The organism is Streptomyces sp. NPDC048521 (genome assembly GCF_043199855.1).
Lineage (GTDB): Bacteria > Actinomycetota > Actinomycetes > Streptomycetales > Streptomycetaceae > Streptomyces.
In genome coordinates this window covers 25,825-40,584 of sequence record NZ_JBICWR010000007.1, presented here as the reverse complement: position 1 = coordinate 40,584, position 14,760 = coordinate 25,825, and the positions used below count along the sequence as shown (strand labels likewise).

The following is a 14,760-nucleotide window of genomic DNA, read 5'->3' as shown; positions in this document are numbered from 1 at the left end:
CGGTCACCGGGTGAGTCGTACGCCAATCACCCTTTCGTACGATCACCTGCCGGTCTGGCATCGGATGCCCGTGCGGGGGCAGGGGGCGGTTGTGTGACGCCAGGGCCTCCGCACGGGCACTCGTCGAAGGCCCCCGCACGGTCACTCGTCGGCGGGCTCCACATCCCCGAGCAACTGCCCGAAGGCCGCCTCGTCCACGATCGGCGTACCGAACTGCCGCGCCTTGACCGTCTTGGACGTGCCCGAGTCGGGGTCGTTGGTCACCAGCAGGCTGGTCAGCCGGGAGATGCTGGAGGCCACGTGCAACCCGGCCTCGGCCGCCCGGTCCTCCAGCAGCTCCCGCTCCGTGGAGGTGTCGCCGGAGAACGCCACCCGCATGCCCTGCTTGAGGCGTTTGCCCTCTTCGTACCGTCCGGGGTTGGGGTGGGGGCAGGCGGGCCGCTTCCGGGACGGGCGCCAACCGCCGGGCCGGTAGCCGCCGTAGCCGCCGGACGACTGCCGGGGCACGGGCCGGTCCGACCACTCCGTCAGCGGCCGGCACTCCAGCAGGGGCAGCCGTACGCCGCCCGCCGCCGCCGCGCGCAGACTGGGCCGGAACGCCTCCGCCAGCACGCGCGCGTCGTCCAGCGCGTGGTGCGCCCGCTGTTGCACGACCCCGAAGTGCGCCGCGAGCGACTCCAGTTTGAAGTTGGGCAGCGGCAGGCCCAGCTCCTTCGACAGGGCGATGGTGCACAGCCGCTGACGCACCGGGGCCTCGCGGCGCACGCGCGCGTACTCGCGCGCGATCATCTGCCAGTCGAAGACGGCGTTGTGCGCGACCAGCACCCGGCCGTCCAGGCGGGCGGCGAACTCCTCGGCGACGTCCGCGAACAGCGGCGCCCCTTCGAGCACCTCGCTCGTCAGACCGTGTATCCACACCGGTCCCGGATCGCGCTCCGGGTTGACCAGCGTGTACCAGTGGTCCTCGACCTCGCCGCGTGCGTCCAGCCGGTAGACGGCCGCCGAGATGATCCGGTCGTCCCGGGCCAGGCCGGTGGTCTCCACGTCAACGACCGCGTATCCCTGGGGATACGCGGCCGGCCACTGGGTGGGGGAGGACACTGCGGTCGCACGGTCTTCGAGCATGGTCACTGAGGATACGGGCCACGACCGACAGCCCCCTTACTCAGGTGCCGGCCGCGGGGCCGCGGGCCCGTCCTGCCGCTCGGCCGCCGCACACGCGTGCGCGTGTCCAGCCGTACACACGCGCGCGTGTCGCTCATGCTCCGTGGCGCGGTGCCGACGGGGCCGGCGCCAACTCCCGTGTCCCCGCGCGCCCTCACGTGGTGCAGGTGGTGGTCCGTCAGAAGGAGGCCGCCGAACTCGAAGCGGAAGCTCCGGTCCTGCGCAAGGGCTCCGCCCCGGCCGCGGCCGGTCCGCGCGTCGAGGGCGCCGACCACGACCCGGCTCGAGGAGCGGTCGCCGCGGCAGGCCCGTTCGCGCGTGAACGGCGCCGAAGTCCACGCACGCGTGGGACGGGAGCGCCGGCATCCCACCGCTCGTCTCGGGTGAGCGTCGGTACGGCACGGGTCCACCCGATGGTGCGATCCTCCCTGCTGTGACGGAACCCACCCACAACGAGGCCCACGGGGGCGCGCTCGGCTCGCGGCTGAACTGGCTGCGAGCCGCGGTGCTGGGCGCGAACGACGGCATCGTCTCCACCGCGGGACTCGTCGTCGGCGTGGCCGGCGCGACCGAGAGCCGGGCCGCCCTGCTCACCGCCGGACTGGCCGGCCTGCTCGCCGGATCGATGTCCATGGCGGCCGGCGAGTACGTCTCCGTCTCCACCCAGCGCGACTCCGAGATGGCCGCGCTGGCCATGGAGAGACGGGAGCTGAAGGAGCAGCCGGAGGCCGAACTGGAGGAGCTGACCGAACTGCTGGAGGCGCGTGGACTGTCCCGGGGGGTGGCCCGGGAGGCCGCCGAGCAGCTCACCGCGCGGGACGCGCTGCGGGCCCACGCGCGCGTGGAGCTGGGCATCGACCCGGACGAGCTGGCCAACCCCTGGCACGCGGCCTGGGCGAGCTTCCTGGCGTTCACCGTGGGCGCGCTGCTGCCCCTGCTGGCCATGGTCCTGCCCCCGGCCGCCTGGCGGCTCGCGGTCACCGTCGTCTCCGTCCTGGCCGCCCTGGTCCTCACCGGCTGGAGCAGCGCCCGCCTCGGCGCGGCGAACCCCGAACGCGCGGTCCTGCGCAACGTGGCGGGCGGGGCGCTGGCGATGGCGGTCACGTACGCGGCGGGCAGCCTGCTGGCGGCGGCGGGGATCTGACCTGCGGACGGGCACCCTCGGCGCGCGGCCCGCCGCGGCCGCGGCGTACCGTGAAGTGCGCTCGACCACCCCCCGGGCGCACGCACGACACCCCGCACGAGAAGGACCCTCGCCATGCGCGCCACCACCATCCACGCCCCGTACGACATGCGCGTGGAGGACGTGCCCGAGCCCGTGGTGCAGCTCCCCACCGACGCCGTGGTGCGGGTGCTGCGCGCCTGCATCTGCGGCAGCGACCTGTGGGCCTACCGGGGCGAGGCGGCCCGTCAGCCGGGGCAGCGCATCGGCCACGAGTTCCTCGGTGTCGTGGAGGAGACCGGCTCCGAGGTGGGCACCGTGCGGCGCGGCGATCTCGTGGTCGCGCCCTTCATGTGGTCCGACGGGGTCTGCGACTACTGCCGCGAGGGCCTGACGACGTCCTGCGAGCACGGCGGCTTCTGGGGCTCCGTCGGCTACGACGGCGGCCAGGGCGAGGCCGTGCGCGTGCCGTTCGCCGACGGCACCCTCGTCCGGCTGCCCAAGGAGGCGGCCTCCGACGACCACCTGCTGTCCGCCCTGCTGACCCTCTCCGACGTCCTCGGTACCGGCCACCATGCCGCCCTCGGCGCGGGCGCCCGCCCCGGCGCCACTGTCGCCGTGGTCGGTGACGGCGCCGTCGGCCTGTGCGCGGTGCTGGCCGCCGGTCGGCTGGGCGCCGAGCGGATCATCGCGCTGGGCCGGCACGAGGTCCGCACCGACATCGCGCGCCGCTTCGGCGCCACCGACGTGGTCGCCGAGCGCGGGGACGCGGCCGTCGAGGCCGTCCGGGAACTCACCCGCGGCCAGGGCGCGCACGCCGTCGTCGAGGCGGTCGGCACCGAGCAGTCCATGCGGACGGCCGTGAACATCACGCGGGACGGCGGCGCGATCGGCTTCGTGGGTGTGCCCCACGGCAGCGGCACCGGCCTGGACCTCGGCGTCATGTTCGACCGGAACCTCGCCCTGCGCGGCGGTGTCGCCCCGGTCCGCGCCTACATCCCCGACCTGCTGCCCGACGTCCTCGACGGCACGATCGACCCCTCACCGGTGTTCGACATGACCGTCGGCATCGAGGGCGTCCCGGACGGCTACAAGGCGATGGACGAGCGCACCGCCCTCAAGGTGCTCGTCACCAACGACCGCTGACCGGCTGGGGCCGGCGGCGCTCGCGAACGACGCCCGGCTGCGCGGCCGTTCGGGCGGGGCGCCGGGCAGGCGCCGGGCGAGCCGGTGCACGAACAGCTCACCGAGGGGTACGCACAGGGCCGCGAAGAGCACGGTGCGCAGCAGGGCTGTGCCGCCCACCCCCGGAGCGGCGGCCTCTACGGTGCCGTGCAGCGCAGCGGACGGCCCGAGCAGCGGGAGCAGGGTGCCCGAAGCCACCAGGACCAGGACGGCCACGGCCCGGCCGGTGCCGGTCCGCCCGGCCGTACCGGTGCGCCGGGCGGTGCCGCCGGCGTCGGTCGTCTCGGCGGCCGGTCGTATCACGGCCACCCTGTGATCTTCGCCGGCCGCCGCAGAACCGGGCAAGTCCGGGAAAAGAACGGGCGCAACGGTATTCCGCCCCTACGTACGTTTCCGGCCGGGCGCGCGTTCACCGCCAGACGGCCGGGTCCGAACCCCAGGGCACCGCGGGCCGCGCCCAGTTTGCCGGGCCGCCCGCGAAGGACACGGGCGGCAGGGCGTGCCGCAGCCGGCCGAGCGGGCCGTCCGTCTCGGCCAGCCAGGCCCCGGGGCCCTCGTACGGCGTCCCCGTGGCCGGCTCCGGCCGGATACCGTCCGTCAGCCAGTGGGCGGTCCGGGCGAGCGCCAGTCGTACGCACCGGCTGTGTCCGTCGTACGACTGCTCGGTCAGCGCCCGCAGCACGGCCGCCGCCAGCAGATAGCCGGTGCCGTGGTCCAGGGCCTGCGCGGGCAGCGCGCCCGGCTCCCCGGCCGAGCCCTCGGTCGCCGCGATGCCGGTCGCGACCTGCACCAGGCTGTCGAAGCCACGCCGCCCGCCCCAGGGCCCGTACGCGCCCCACGCCGAGACCTGTGCGACGACCAGGCCGGGGCGGCGCGCGATCAGTGCCTCGGGGGAGAGCCCGAACCGGTCGAGGGCGCCCGGCCGGTAGCCGGTGACCACGACGTCCGCCGAGCCGAGCAACTCCTCGAACCCGCCCCGGTCGGTGCCGAGATCGAGAGTCGCCGACCGCTTCCCGAAGCCCGTGTCGGCCTGCTGGTCCGGCAGTTCGGGCAGCCACGGGGCGTCCACGCGCAGGACGTCCGCGCCGAGCAGGGCGAGGGTGCGGGTGGCGACCGGGCCCGCCAGGACCCGGGTCAGGTCGAGGACGCGCAGTCCGGCGGCGGGCAGCAGGGGAGCGGTGGTGGAGTCCAGCGGCGGAAGCACGCGCGCGGGAGCCGTGTCCAGCCGCGCCCGCTCGACCAGCGGCCGGGCGGCCACCGCGGCGGCCTGCTCGTGCGCTCCCCACTCCTGCGGGGTACGCAGGGCGACGGCGAGGCCGCCGGCGCCGTACACGGCCTCCTCCGCCTCCAGGGCGGGCAGTTCGGCGAACCGTGCGGCCACCTCTGCCACCGAGAGGGCCTCCGGCAGGCCCAGCGCACGGAGCAACCGGGCCCGGTGGTGCGGGTAGTTGGCGTGCGTGCGCAGCCAGCCGTCGGCCGTCCGCCAGAACCGCGACAGCGGCGCGAAGGACACCGGTGCCCGGCCGTCGATCCGGAGCAGACGCTCGCTGTGGAAGGCGGCCGCGACCGCGCCGTCGTCGACCCGGACGCCGGGCAGCTCGCCGAGCCCGGCGCGTCGGGCCGCCAGCTCCGCGGCCGCCAGCGCACACGCGCCGACGCACGCGCGGGCGAGCTGCCGTACGGGAAGGCGCGCCTCGAGCGCGCCTTCCCGCGCCACGGTGGTGACCCGTGCGAGGTGGGCGGGATCGCCACCCAGAGCGGACCAGGCGAACTTGATGTCAGTCATGACTGCACTATGCAGTATTGACTGAATCAATATATTGAGCTGGGCCCGGACGGGGCGGGTTCGGGGCCGGGGTCTACTTCGTCACCGCGGCCAGTGCGTCCGTCGTGCCCCAGCCGTAGAAGCCGTTGTAGTTCTTCGACCCCTCGCACACGGCGTCGACCTTGCCGTCGCCGTTGATGTCGTACGGGTCCGTGCACGGCGTGGCGTTGGCCTGCGCGTACAGCAGTGCCTTCACCAGGGCCGCGGGGGCGTGCGGATGGGTGGACTTGATCAATGCGGCGACGCCGGCGACGTGCGGGGTCGCCATCGACGTACCGGCCATGTACCCCCACCTGCCGCCCGGCAGCGGGCCCAGGATGAGGCCGCTGGTCGCCGGGGGCTCCGGCTTCTGGTAGGCCGTCGAGTCACCGCCGGGCGCGGCGATGTCGATCACTCCGAGGCCGTAGTTGGAGAAGGACGACTTCAGGCCCTTCGCGCCGGTCGACGCGACGGTCACCACGCCCGGCAGCTGGGTCGGTATGTCGTAGCACTCGTGCGGGTCGATCACCCGGTCCGACGGGGTGCCGTCGTTCGGGGAGACCGGGTCGGTGATCGAGTCGGACGCGAGGTCGTAGCTCTCGTTGCCGGCCGCCGCGACGTTGACCGTGCCCTTCTTCTCCGCGTACCGCGAGGCCCGGGTGATGGCGTCCACGAGCGCCTTCTGGTCCGGGTCGGTGGTGCAGTTGAAGTACCACGGATCGGTGTAGTAGCTGTTGTTGGTCACGTCGACGTGGTGCTCGGCCGCCCACACGAAGCCGCACACCACGGACTCCGTGTAGAAGTACCCGTCCGGGTTGGCGACCTTGATGCCCGCCACCTTGACGCCCGGTGCCACGCCCGTGACGCCCACGCCGTTCTTGGCGGCCGCGATCTCGCCCGCCACGTGGGTGCCGTGCGGGCTCTCCGACGCGCTCGGACGCCAGCCGCCGTCCGTCGTGTCCGGCTTGCCCGACACGCAGTTGGCGGACGCGTCACGGTCGAAGTTCGGCGCGATGTCCGGGTGGGTGTCGTCGACGCCCGTGTCGATGACGGCGACGGTCACGTCCCGGCTGCCCAGGGTCTTCTCGTGCGCCTTGTCCGCCTTGATGGCCGGCAGGTCCCACTGGAGCGGCTCCAGCGGGTCCTGGCCGCCGGCCGCTTGGGTGCCGGCCTCGCCGACCTCCTCGGCGCTCAGCACCTTCGGCGTGCCCACGTCGGTGGTGGACTGGGCGGGCAGCGGCGCGTTGCGCGTGGCCCCGGCCGAGTCCACCCCGTGCACGGTGCGGATCCGCTGGGCGAAGCCGGGGTTGGCCGAGTGGACGACGATCACGCCGATCCGGTCGTACGCGATCACCACCGAACCCCCGGCCTCGGCGATCGCCTTCCGCACGTGCGAGGAGACGCCGTGACCGGGAGGGACGTTGACGACATAGCTGAGCGCGGGGCCCTCGGCGGTGGCCGCCGGAGCGTTGTCCGCGGCGGAGGCGGTCACGTCGGGCAGGAACGCGAGTGCCGTCGCCAGGGCCATCCCGGCCGGGATCGCGAGGGCGCGGCGGTAGCGCGACTTGGGCGCTGTCATGGGTCAGTTCTCTCCAGTTCGTTCGCGGTACGAGCGTGCCGTGCGGGAAGTCCTCGTGGGGTGCCGTTCGCCTGACTGCTACTTGACTGCGCGCAGCGCGTCGACGATGCCGAAGCCGTAGAAGCCGTTGACGCGCGTGCCCCCGGCGCAGGTCGCGTCCACGACCCCGTCGCCGTCACCGTCGTAGGGGCCGGCCGGGCAGCTCGGGTTGTCCGCCTGGGCCTTCAGCAGGCGCTGCAGCTGGGCCGGAGTGGCGTGCGGGTGGGTCGACTTCAGCAGCGCGGCCACCGCGGCCACGTGCGGGGAGGCCATCGACGTGCCCTGGAGGAAGCCGTACTGGTTGTTCGGCAGCGTGGACAGGATGCGGCCGTTCTTCGACGGCGTGTCCGGGATCTGGTACTTGTCGCCGCCCGGCCCCGCCACGTCGACGACCCCCCGCCCGTAGCTGGAGTAGTACGACTTGGTGCCCTTCACCCCCACCGCGCTCACGGTCACCACACCGGGCAGCTGGGTCGGTATGTCGTAGCACTCGTGCGGGTCGACCGTGCGGGTCCGCGGCGTCGAGTCGTCGGGGCTGGAGTCGTCCACGATCGCGTCCGCGTCCAGGTCGTCGTTGGAGTTGCCCGCCGAGGCCACATTGAGCGTGCCCTTGCGCTGGGCGTACAGCTGGGCCCTGTTGACCGCATCGACAATGGCACGTTGATCGGGGTCGTCCATGCAGTTGTACAGCCACGGATCAACGTAGTAGCTGTTGTTGGTGATCTCGATGCCGTGGTCGGCGGCGAACACGAACGCGCAGACCACGCTCTCCGGGAAGAACAGCGAGTTCGCGTCCGGCTGGGCCACCGTGATGCTCGCGACCTTCACGCCCGGCGCCACACCGGCCACGCCCGTCCCGTTGCGGGCCGCGGCTATCTCACCGGCCACATGGGTGCCGTGGTAGTGGTCGGCGTCCACCGGCCGCCACGCGCCGTACGTCGTGTCCGCCTTGCCGCTCACACAGTTCGCCGACTGGGAGGCGGAGAAGTTGGGCGCTATGTCCGGGTGGGTGTCGTCGACGCCCGTGTCGATCACGCCGACGGTCACGTTCCGGCTGCCCGGGTCGATCCGCGCGGCCCGGTCGGCGCCGATCGCCCGCAGGTCCCACTGGTCCGCCTCCAGCGGCTCCTCGCCCGCGGCGGCGCCCTGAGCGAGCTTCGCGGCCTCCGCCCCGGACAGGACCTGCACCGCGCCCTCGTCCGTCGTCCCCGCCGCGCTCAGCGCCGCCGTACGGGTGGCACCCGCCGACTCCACCCCGCGCACCGCCCGGATCCGCGACCCGAAGTCCGGGTTCGCGGAGTGGACGACGATCACACCTATCCTGTCGTAACCGGCCACGACAGTGCCGCCGTTGCGCGTGATCTCCCGCCGCACGGACTCGATCGTGCGGCGGTCCGTCCGGGTGTTGACCACGTACGCGAGGTTCGGGCCGTCCGTCGCCCGCGCCGCCGTTGCCTTCGTGGGTGCGGCGGAGGCCGCCGTCGGCAGGAAGCCGAGCGAGGCGGTCAGCGACAGCACGACCGGCACGGCGAGCGCGAGCCGGCGTCTGGAACGCAGATGAACCATGGGATCTCCACATCATCCGGATACGAAACCGCCCGAGACACAAGTGGTGCTCGGGCAGGAACATGACGGTGGTGCAGGCCGAAGCTATCTTCCGCGCCTCATCTCCGAAAGAGCCCGGCGGACTTGAACCGCTCCGCGCGTGACGCCGTGACCGTGGACGGAGGGCCCAGCAGGATCGTGGCCCCCGCCGAGATCACGCACGGAAGCCGAGAGACGACTGACGGTAACGTGATCCCCGTCCTGTGAGGCCGGACAGCCCATGTCCGTGACGCGAGGAGACCCGTGGCTACCGAGACACCGCCACCCGCGAAACCCCAAGCTTCCCTTCCCTCCACCGAGGAGTTCACCGAGGTGCAGCAGAGCGCGGAGTTCGGTGAACTGCGCCGCGCCAACCGCTCCTTCGCCTTCCCGCTGACCATCGCCTTCATCGCCTGGTACCTGCTGTACGTCCTGCTGTCCAACTACGCGGGCGGCTTCATGGGCACCAAGGTGGCCGGCAACATCAACGTGGCCCTCGTCCTGGGCCTCGCCCAGTTCCTCACCACCTTCCTCATCGCCTGGTGGTACGCGCGGCACGCCGCCGCCAAGCTCGACCCCAAGGCGGAGGCCATCAAGTCCCGGATGGAGGGCGGCGCATGACCCCCGTACCGCACACCCTGCTGGCCGCCGGCGAGGCGAGCGAGCACCGGACGCTGATCATCACCCTGTTCGCGGTGTTCGTCGCCGCGACCCTCGTCATCACCGTCTGGGCGGGCCGCCAGACCAAGGACGCCGCCGACTTCTACGCCGGCGGACGGCAGTTCACCGGCTTCCAGAACGGCCTCGCCGTCTCCGGCGACTACATGTCCGCCGCGTCCTTCCTCGGTATCGCCGGCGCCATCGCCCTCTTCGGTTACGACGGGTTCCTGTACTCCATCGGCTTCCTGGTCGCCTGGCTGGTCGCCCTCCTCCTGGTCGCCGAGCCGCTGCGCAACTCCGGCCGCTACACGATGGGCGACGTGCTGGCCTACCGGATGCGCCAGCGCCCCGTCCGTACGGCCGCCGGCACCTCCACGATCGTCGTCTCGATCTTCTACCTGCTGGCCCAGATGGCAGGCGCCGGCGTCCTCGTCTCGCTCCTGCTGGGCATCACCAGCGACGGCGGCAAGATCGGCATCGTCGCCCTGGTCGGCGTCCTGATGATCGTGTACGTCACCATCGGCGGCATGAAGGGCACCACCTGGGTGCAGATGGTCAAGGCGGTGCTGCTGATCATCGGCGCCCTGCTGCTGACCTTCCTGGTGCTGCTCAAGTTCGACTTCAACATCTCGGACCTGCTCGGCAAGGCCGCCGACAACAGCGGCAAGGGCGCGGCGTTCCTGGAGCCCGGACTCAAGTACGGCGCCACCGGCACCACGAAGCTGGACTTCATCTCGCTCGGCATCGCCCTGGTCCTCGGCACCGCGGGCCTGCCGCACATCCTGATCCGCTTCTACACCGTCCCCACCGCCAAGGCCGCCCGCAAGTCCGTGATCTGGGCGATCGGCCTGATCGGCGCCTTCTACCTGATGACCCTCGCCCTCGGCTTCGGCGCCGCCGCGCTGATCAAACCGGACGAGATCATCGCCTCCAACAAGGCGGGCAACACCGCGGCCCCCCTCCTCGCCCTCCACCTCGGGGGAGTGGACTCCAACTGGGGCGCCGTCCTGCTCGCCACCATCTCGGCGGTCGCCTTCGCCACCATCCTCGCGGTCGTCGCCGGCCTCACCCTGGCCTCGTCCTCCTCCTTCGCCCACGACATCTACGCGAACGTCATCAGGAAGGGACAGGCCACCGAGAAGCAGGAGATCGGCGCCGCCCGCTGGGCCACCGTCGGCATCGGCGCGGTCTCGATCGTCCTCGGCGCCCTCGCCCGCGACCTGAACGTGGCCGGCCTGGTCGCCCTCGCCTTCGCCGTCGCGGCCTCCGCCAACCTGCCGACCATCCTCTACAGCCTGTTCTGGAAGCGGTTCACCACCACGGGCGCCCTGTGGTCGATCTACGGCGGCCTGGTCACCGCTGTCGGCCTGGTCCTGTTCTCCCCGGTCGTGTCCGGCAAGCCGACCTCGATGTTCCCGGACGTCGACTTCCACTGGTTCCCGTTGGAGAACCCCGGCATCATCTCCATCCCGGTCGGCTTCCTGCTGGGCGCCGTGGGAACCCTGCTGTCGAAGGAGGTCCCGGACGCCGGGAAGTACGCCGAACTGGAGGTGCGGTCCCTGACCGGCACCGGAGCGCACTGACCTTCGTACGGACGGCCGCGTCGTCGAGGACTGTACGGTCCTACGACGCGGCCGCGTCGTACCTCGTGGGATCGGGCCGCTGTCGATGTCAGTGGTGTCACGTAGGCTCGCAGGTGACGGACGACTCACTGGTGACCCAGAATGAGTGATCGGAAGAGGGAGGGGGCCCACGTGCTCATCGACACCTACGGCCGAGTGGCCACCGACCTGAGGGTCTCGCTGACCGACAGGTGCAATCTGCGCTGCACCTACTGCATGCCCGAGGAGGGCCTGCAGTGGCTGGCCAAGCCCGACCTGCTCACGGACGACGAGATCGTCCGCCTCATCGACATCGCGGTCCGCACGCTCGGCATCGAGGAGGTCCGCTTCACCGGCGGCGAACCCCTGCTGCGCCCGGGCCTGGTCGGCATCGTCGAACGCGTCGCGGCCCTCGCCCCGCGCCCCCAGATGTCCCTCACCACCAACGGCATCGGCCTCAAGCGCACCGCGACGGCCCTGAAGGCGGCGGGCCTGGACCGGGTCAACGTCTCCCTGGACACCCTGCGCCCGGACGTCTTCAAGACCCTCACCCGCCGGGACCGCCACAAGGACGTCCTCGAAGGCCTGCAGGCCGCCCGTGAGGCCGGCCTCGCCCCGGTCAAGGTCAACTCGGTCCTGATGCCGGGCCTCAACGACGACGAGGCCCCCGACCTGCTGGCCTGGGCCGTGGAGCACGACTACGAACTGCGGTTCATCGAGCAGATGCCGCTGGACGCCCAGCACGGCTGGAAACGCGAGGGCATGGTCACGGCCGGGGACATCCTGGCCTCCCTGCGCACCCGCTTCGACCTCGCACCCGAGGGCGCGGACGAGCGGGGCTCGGCACCGGCGGAGCGCTGGCTGGTCGACGGCGGCCCGCACCGGGTCGGCGTGATCGCCTCGGTCACCCGCCCGTTCTGCGCGGCCTGCGACCGCACCCGACTGACCGCCGACGGTCAGATACGGACCTGTCTGTTCGCCACGGAGGAGACCGATCTGCGCGCGGCCCTGCGCTCCGGCGCCCCCGACGAGGAGATCGCCCGGATCTGGCGCCTGGCGATGTGGGGGAAGAAGGCGGGAGCGGGCCTGGACGACCCGTCGTTCGTTCAGCCGGACCGACCCATGTCCGCGATCGGCGGCTGAACCCGCGGTCCGCGGCCGACCACGGCCTCAGAGGCCCTGCTGCTCCCACTCCCTCAGCGGCACGACGTCCTTGAGGAAGCCCCGGACACCCAGGAACTGCGAAAGATGCTCCCGGTGCTCCTCGCACGCGAGCCACGTCTTGCGCCGCTCCGGCGTGTGGATCTTCGGGTTGTTCCAGGCCAGCACCCACACGGCGGCGGCGTGGCAGCCCTTGGCGGAGCAGATCGGGGTCTCGTCACTCACAGGTTCGTCTCGAGTTCGGCTCAGGGAAACGGGCGCAGACAAGGCGACGCCGGGCAGCCACGGGGGGAGCTGCCCGGCGTCGGTCCGTCGCTCCGACGGGGGATGCGGAGCGCGTACGCAGTATGTCACGGGTAACCCGTCGCCCGGCACCGGAACTGCACGATTGATCTGAGCTTTTCTTGAGCTCGGCGCATGGCCGCATTCCGCTTTCCGCTTTCGCTCCCTCGGCCGCGCATCGCCCGGGTCATGCCGGACGGGGCGGCTCACCGCGCACTCCGGCCGCCGGATTCGTCGGCACGTCCTCCGCCGCGGGTCCCGCCGGCCCGTCGTCGGCGCGCGGCGGCGTGATCATCGGGCGCATCGGTGTGGTGACGAACGTCGAGGGGAGGGACGGCGGTCGCTCCCGGCCCGCGTTCGCGACCACCACGGCGATATAGGGCAGGAGCGCACCGGCCACCAAGGCGACGATGGCGACGTGCCGTTCCACGTTCCACAGCGTGGCCGCGAGAATCACCGACACGGTGCGGATCGACATCGAGATGACATACCTGCGCTGCCGGCCCCGTACATCCTCGGCGAGTCCCGTCCGGGCACCGGTGATCCGGAACACCTGGACGCTGCCCCCGTGCTGTTTCCGCATCACATTTCACCATCCGCCCGCATCGGACTCTTCACCGGCACCGCCCCCGCACCGTCGTCCACGCCCGGCGGGGAACCGGTCCGGGACAGCTCCCACGTTACGCCGAGCCCGTGCCGCCCACGAGACCGGGTCGCCCTCTGCCCCGGCGCGACGCACCCGGCTCCGCCGCGCACGGGGGAACCCGACGTGCACCGTACGGCGGACCGACCGACACTGACCGTAATGCTCACGTCGAGCCGTACGAGGAGGCAGCCATGGGCTGGTTGTGGGCGATCATCGTGGGATTCGTGCTGGGTCTGCTCGCCAAGGCGATCATCCCGGGCAAGCAACACAGCCCCCTGTGGCTGACCACCATCTGCGGCATCCTCGGCGCCATCGTGGGCAACGCCGTGGCCCGCGCCGTCGGCGTGGAGGAGACCCGCGGCATCGACTGGAGCCGGCACATCTTCCAGCTCGTGGCCGCGATCATCATCGTGGCCGCCGTCGACGCCCTCTACATGGCGACGCTCGGCAAGAGGAAGCACATGCGGGCCTGAGCCGGAGCGCCCCGACAAGGGCGCGGGGCCGCATCGACACGCGGCGCGGCCCCGCGGCCGTGACACGCCACGACGCAGCCGTAGCCGCAGATCACCCCACGCCCCGACGGCGCTAGGCGGGCACGACCTCCACCGCGGCGAGGTTCTTCTTGCCCCGCCGCAGCACCAGCCACCGCCCGTGGATCAGGTCCTCCGGCGCCGCGACGGCGTCCTCGGAGGCGACCTTCACGTTGTTCACGTAGGCCCCGCCCTCCTTGACCGTCCGCCGCGCGGCGGACTTGCTGGCCACGAGGCCGACCTCGGCGAACAGGTCGGTGACCGGTCCCAGCTCGGCGACCCGGATGTGCGGCACCTCCGACAGCGCCGCCGCCAGCGTCCCGCCGTCCAGCTCCGCCAGCTCACCCTGACCGAACAGCGCCTTGGACGCGGCGATCACCGCGGCCGTCTGGTCGGCGCCGTGCACCAGCGTCGTCAGCTCCTCGGCGAGCGCGCGCTGCGCGGCCCGGGCCTGCGGACGCTCCTCGGTCTGCCGCTCCAGCTCCTCGATCTCCTCACGGGACCTGAAGCTGAAGATGCGCAGGAACTTCGAGACGTCCCGGTCGTCCGCGTTGACCCAGAACTGGTAGAACGCGTACGGCGTGGTCATCTCGGGGTCGAGCCAGACGGTGCCGGACTCGGTCTTGCCGAACTTGGTCCCGTCCGCCTTGGTGATCAGCGGCGTGCCCAGCGCGTGCACCACGGCGTCCGGCTCGACCCGGTGGATCAGGTCCGTGCCCGACGTGAGGTTGCCCCACTGGTCGCTGCCACCGGTCTGCAGCGTGCAGCCGTAGCGCCGGTACAGCTCCAGGAAGTCCATGCCCTGCAGGATCTGGTAGCTGAACTCCGTGTAGCTGATGCCCGCGTCGGAGTTGAGGCGCCGGGCGACGGCCTCCTTGGCGATCATCTTGTTGACCCGGAAGTACTTGCCGATGTCCCGCAGGAACTCGATGGCCGACAGTCCCTGGGTCCAGTCCAGGTTGTTGACCATGATCGCCGCGTTCGGTCCCTCGAAGTCGAGCAGCGGCTCGATCTGCGCCCGCAGCCGCTCGACCCAGCCGGCGACGACCTCGGGGGAGTTCAGCGTGCGCTCCGCGTTCGGCTTCGGGTCACCGATCAGCCCCGTGGCGCCGCCGACCAGGCCCAGCGGACGGTTGCCCGCCTGCTGGATCCGCCGCATGGTCAGGATCTGCACCAGGTTGCCGAGGTGCAGACTGGGCGCGGTCGGGTCGAAGCCGCAATAGAACGTGACGGGGCCGTCCGCGAACGCCTTGCGCAGTGCGTCCTCGTCCGTGGAGAGGGCGATGAGCCCGCGCCACTTCAGCTCGTCGACGATGTCCGTCACGGTTCTCGTGTCTCCTTGATGATCTTCGGGCAGTCGGGT

General features: G+C 72.0%; 13 protein-coding genes and 1 pseudogene. 6 read left to right on the top strand and 8 right to left on the bottom strand.

Annotated features, from left to right (window positions below; genetic code table 11):
- Positions 1 to 141: 141 nt before the first annotated feature.
- The gene (locus tag ACGFRF_RS18140) at positions 142 to 1,125 is read right to left on the bottom strand and encodes a DEDDh family exonuclease (RefSeq protein ID WP_393740958.1); all 984 of its coding nucleotides are present in this window, start codon (positions 1,123 to 1,125) and stop codon (positions 142 to 144) included.
- A gap of 472 nt (positions 1,126 to 1,597) precedes the next feature.
- Between ACGFRF_RS18140 and ACGFRF_RS18135 the strand changes: the two genes are divergently transcribed.
- Complete coding sequence (locus tag ACGFRF_RS18135) at positions 1,598 to 2,308, top strand: VIT family protein (protein WP_393740957.1); 711 nt, start codon at positions 1,598 to 1,600, stop codon at positions 2,306 to 2,308.
- A 114-nt stretch (positions 2,309 to 2,422) separates the two neighbouring features.
- Positions 2,423 to 3,472 (top strand): zinc-dependent alcohol dehydrogenase family protein, encoded by a 1,050-nt coding sequence (locus tag ACGFRF_RS18130; RefSeq protein WP_393740956.1) that lies wholly within the window; start codon positions 2,423 to 2,425, stop codon positions 3,470 to 3,472.
- 9 nt (positions 3,473 to 3,481) lie between these two features.
- Here ACGFRF_RS18130 and ACGFRF_RS18125 read toward each other — a convergent pair.
- From ACGFRF_RS18125 to ACGFRF_RS18110, 4 genes and pseudogenes are all read right to left on the bottom strand, one after another.
- Positions 3,482 to 3,820: pseudogene (locus ACGFRF_RS18125) on the bottom strand (hypothetical protein); the annotation flags it as partial.
- A gap of 100 nt (positions 3,821 to 3,920) precedes the next feature.
- Entirely contained in the window at positions 3,921 to 5,297 is a 1,377-nt protein-coding gene (locus tag ACGFRF_RS18120; RefSeq protein ID WP_393740955.1) for a CoA transferase, read from the bottom strand.
- Between the two features lie 73 nt (positions 5,298 to 5,370).
- Positions 5,371 to 6,894, bottom strand: a complete 1,524-nt coding sequence (locus ACGFRF_RS18115) for a S8 family serine peptidase (RefSeq protein ID WP_393740954.1) — start codon at positions 6,892 to 6,894, stop codon at positions 5,371 to 5,373.
- A 78-nt stretch (positions 6,895 to 6,972) separates the two neighbouring features.
- Positions 6,973 to 8,499, bottom strand: a complete 1,527-nt coding sequence (locus tag ACGFRF_RS18110; RefSeq protein ID WP_393740953.1) for a S8 family serine peptidase — start codon at positions 8,497 to 8,499, stop codon at positions 6,973 to 6,975.
- 282 nt (positions 8,500 to 8,781) lie between these two features.
- Between ACGFRF_RS18110 and ACGFRF_RS18105 the strand changes: the two genes are divergently transcribed.
- The 3 genes from ACGFRF_RS18105 (at position 8,782) to moaA (ending at position 11,921) form a co-directional block, all read left to right on the top strand.
- Positions 8,782 to 9,138, top strand: coding sequence for a DUF485 domain-containing protein (locus tag ACGFRF_RS18105; RefSeq protein ID WP_393740952.1), 357 nt, complete (start codon positions 8,782 to 8,784; stop codon positions 9,136 to 9,138).
- Positions 9,135 to 10,760 carry a cation acetate symporter gene (locus ACGFRF_RS18100; protein ID WP_393740951.1) on the top strand — a complete coding sequence of 542 codons (1,626 nt, stop codon included), beginning with the start codon at positions 9,135 to 9,137 and terminating at the stop codon, positions 10,758 to 10,760. The genes ACGFRF_RS18105 and ACGFRF_RS18100 overlap by 4 nt, the downstream gene beginning before the upstream one ends.
- Positions 10,761 to 10,931: 171 nt before the next feature.
- Positions 10,932 to 11,921 carry a GTP 3',8-cyclase MoaA gene (gene moaA, locus ACGFRF_RS18095; RefSeq protein ID WP_393741523.1) on the top strand — a complete coding sequence of 330 codons (990 nt, stop codon included), beginning with the start codon at positions 10,932 to 10,934 and terminating at the stop codon, positions 11,919 to 11,921.
- A 27-nt stretch (positions 11,922 to 11,948) separates the two neighbouring features.
- Here the strand turns inward: moaA and ACGFRF_RS18090 are convergent, their stop codons facing one another.
- On the bottom strand, positions 11,949 to 12,164 hold the full coding sequence (locus ACGFRF_RS18090; protein WP_393740949.1) for a hypothetical protein: 216 nt from the start codon (positions 12,162 to 12,164) through the stop codon (positions 11,949 to 11,951).
- 244 nt (positions 12,165 to 12,408) lie between these two features.
- Entirely contained in the window at positions 12,409 to 12,804 is a 396-nt protein-coding gene (locus ACGFRF_RS18085; protein ID WP_393740947.1) for a DUF3099 domain-containing protein, read from the bottom strand.
- Between the two features lie 254 nt (positions 12,805 to 13,058).
- Here ACGFRF_RS18085 and ACGFRF_RS18080 point away from each other — a divergent pair, with 254 nt between their 5' ends.
- The gene (locus ACGFRF_RS18080) at positions 13,059 to 13,340 is read left to right on the top strand and encodes a GlsB/YeaQ/YmgE family stress response membrane protein (RefSeq protein WP_393740945.1); all 282 of its coding nucleotides are present in this window, start codon (positions 13,059 to 13,061) and stop codon (positions 13,338 to 13,340) included.
- A gap of 112 nt (positions 13,341 to 13,452) precedes the next feature.
- Here the strand turns inward: ACGFRF_RS18080 and tyrS are convergent, their stop codons facing one another.
- Positions 13,453 to 14,721, bottom strand: a complete 1,269-nt coding sequence (gene tyrS / locus ACGFRF_RS18075) for a tyrosine--tRNA ligase (protein ID WP_393740943.1) — start codon at positions 14,719 to 14,721, stop codon at positions 13,453 to 13,455.
- Positions 14,722 to 14,760: the final 39 nt, after the last annotated feature.

What these genes read in the sequence shown, in the direction of transcription:
- ACGFRF_RS18140 (WP_393740958.1), bottom strand. Translation starts at nt 1,125, where the DNA reads ATGCTCGAAGACCGTGCGACCGCAGTGTCCTCCCCCACCCAGTGGCCG.
- ACGFRF_RS18130 (WP_393740956.1), top strand. Translation starts at nt 2,423, where the DNA reads ATGCGCGCCACCACCATCCACGCCCCGTACGACATGCGCGTGGAGGAC.
- ACGFRF_RS18120 (WP_393740955.1), bottom strand. Translation starts at nt 5,297, where the DNA reads ATGACTGACATCAAGTTCGCCTGGTCCGCTCTGGGTGGCGATCCCGCC.
- ACGFRF_RS18115 (WP_393740954.1), bottom strand. Translation starts at nt 6,894, where the DNA reads ATGACAGCGCCCAAGTCGCGCTACCGCCGCGCCCTCGCGATCCCGGCC.
- ACGFRF_RS18110 (WP_393740953.1), bottom strand. Translation starts at nt 8,499, where the DNA reads ATGGTTCATCTGCGTTCCAGACGCCGGCTCGCGCTCGCCGTGCCGGTC.
- ACGFRF_RS18100 (WP_393740951.1), top strand. Translation starts at nt 9,135, where the DNA reads ATGACCCCCGTACCGCACACCCTGCTGGCCGCCGGCGAGGCGAGCGAG.
- ACGFRF_RS18085 (WP_393740947.1), bottom strand. Translation starts at nt 12,804, where the DNA reads ATGCGGAAACAGCACGGGGGCAGCGTCCAGGTGTTCCGGATCACCGGT.
- ACGFRF_RS18080 (WP_393740945.1), top strand. Translation starts at nt 13,059, where the DNA reads ATGGGCTGGTTGTGGGCGATCATCGTGGGATTCGTGCTGGGTCTGCTC.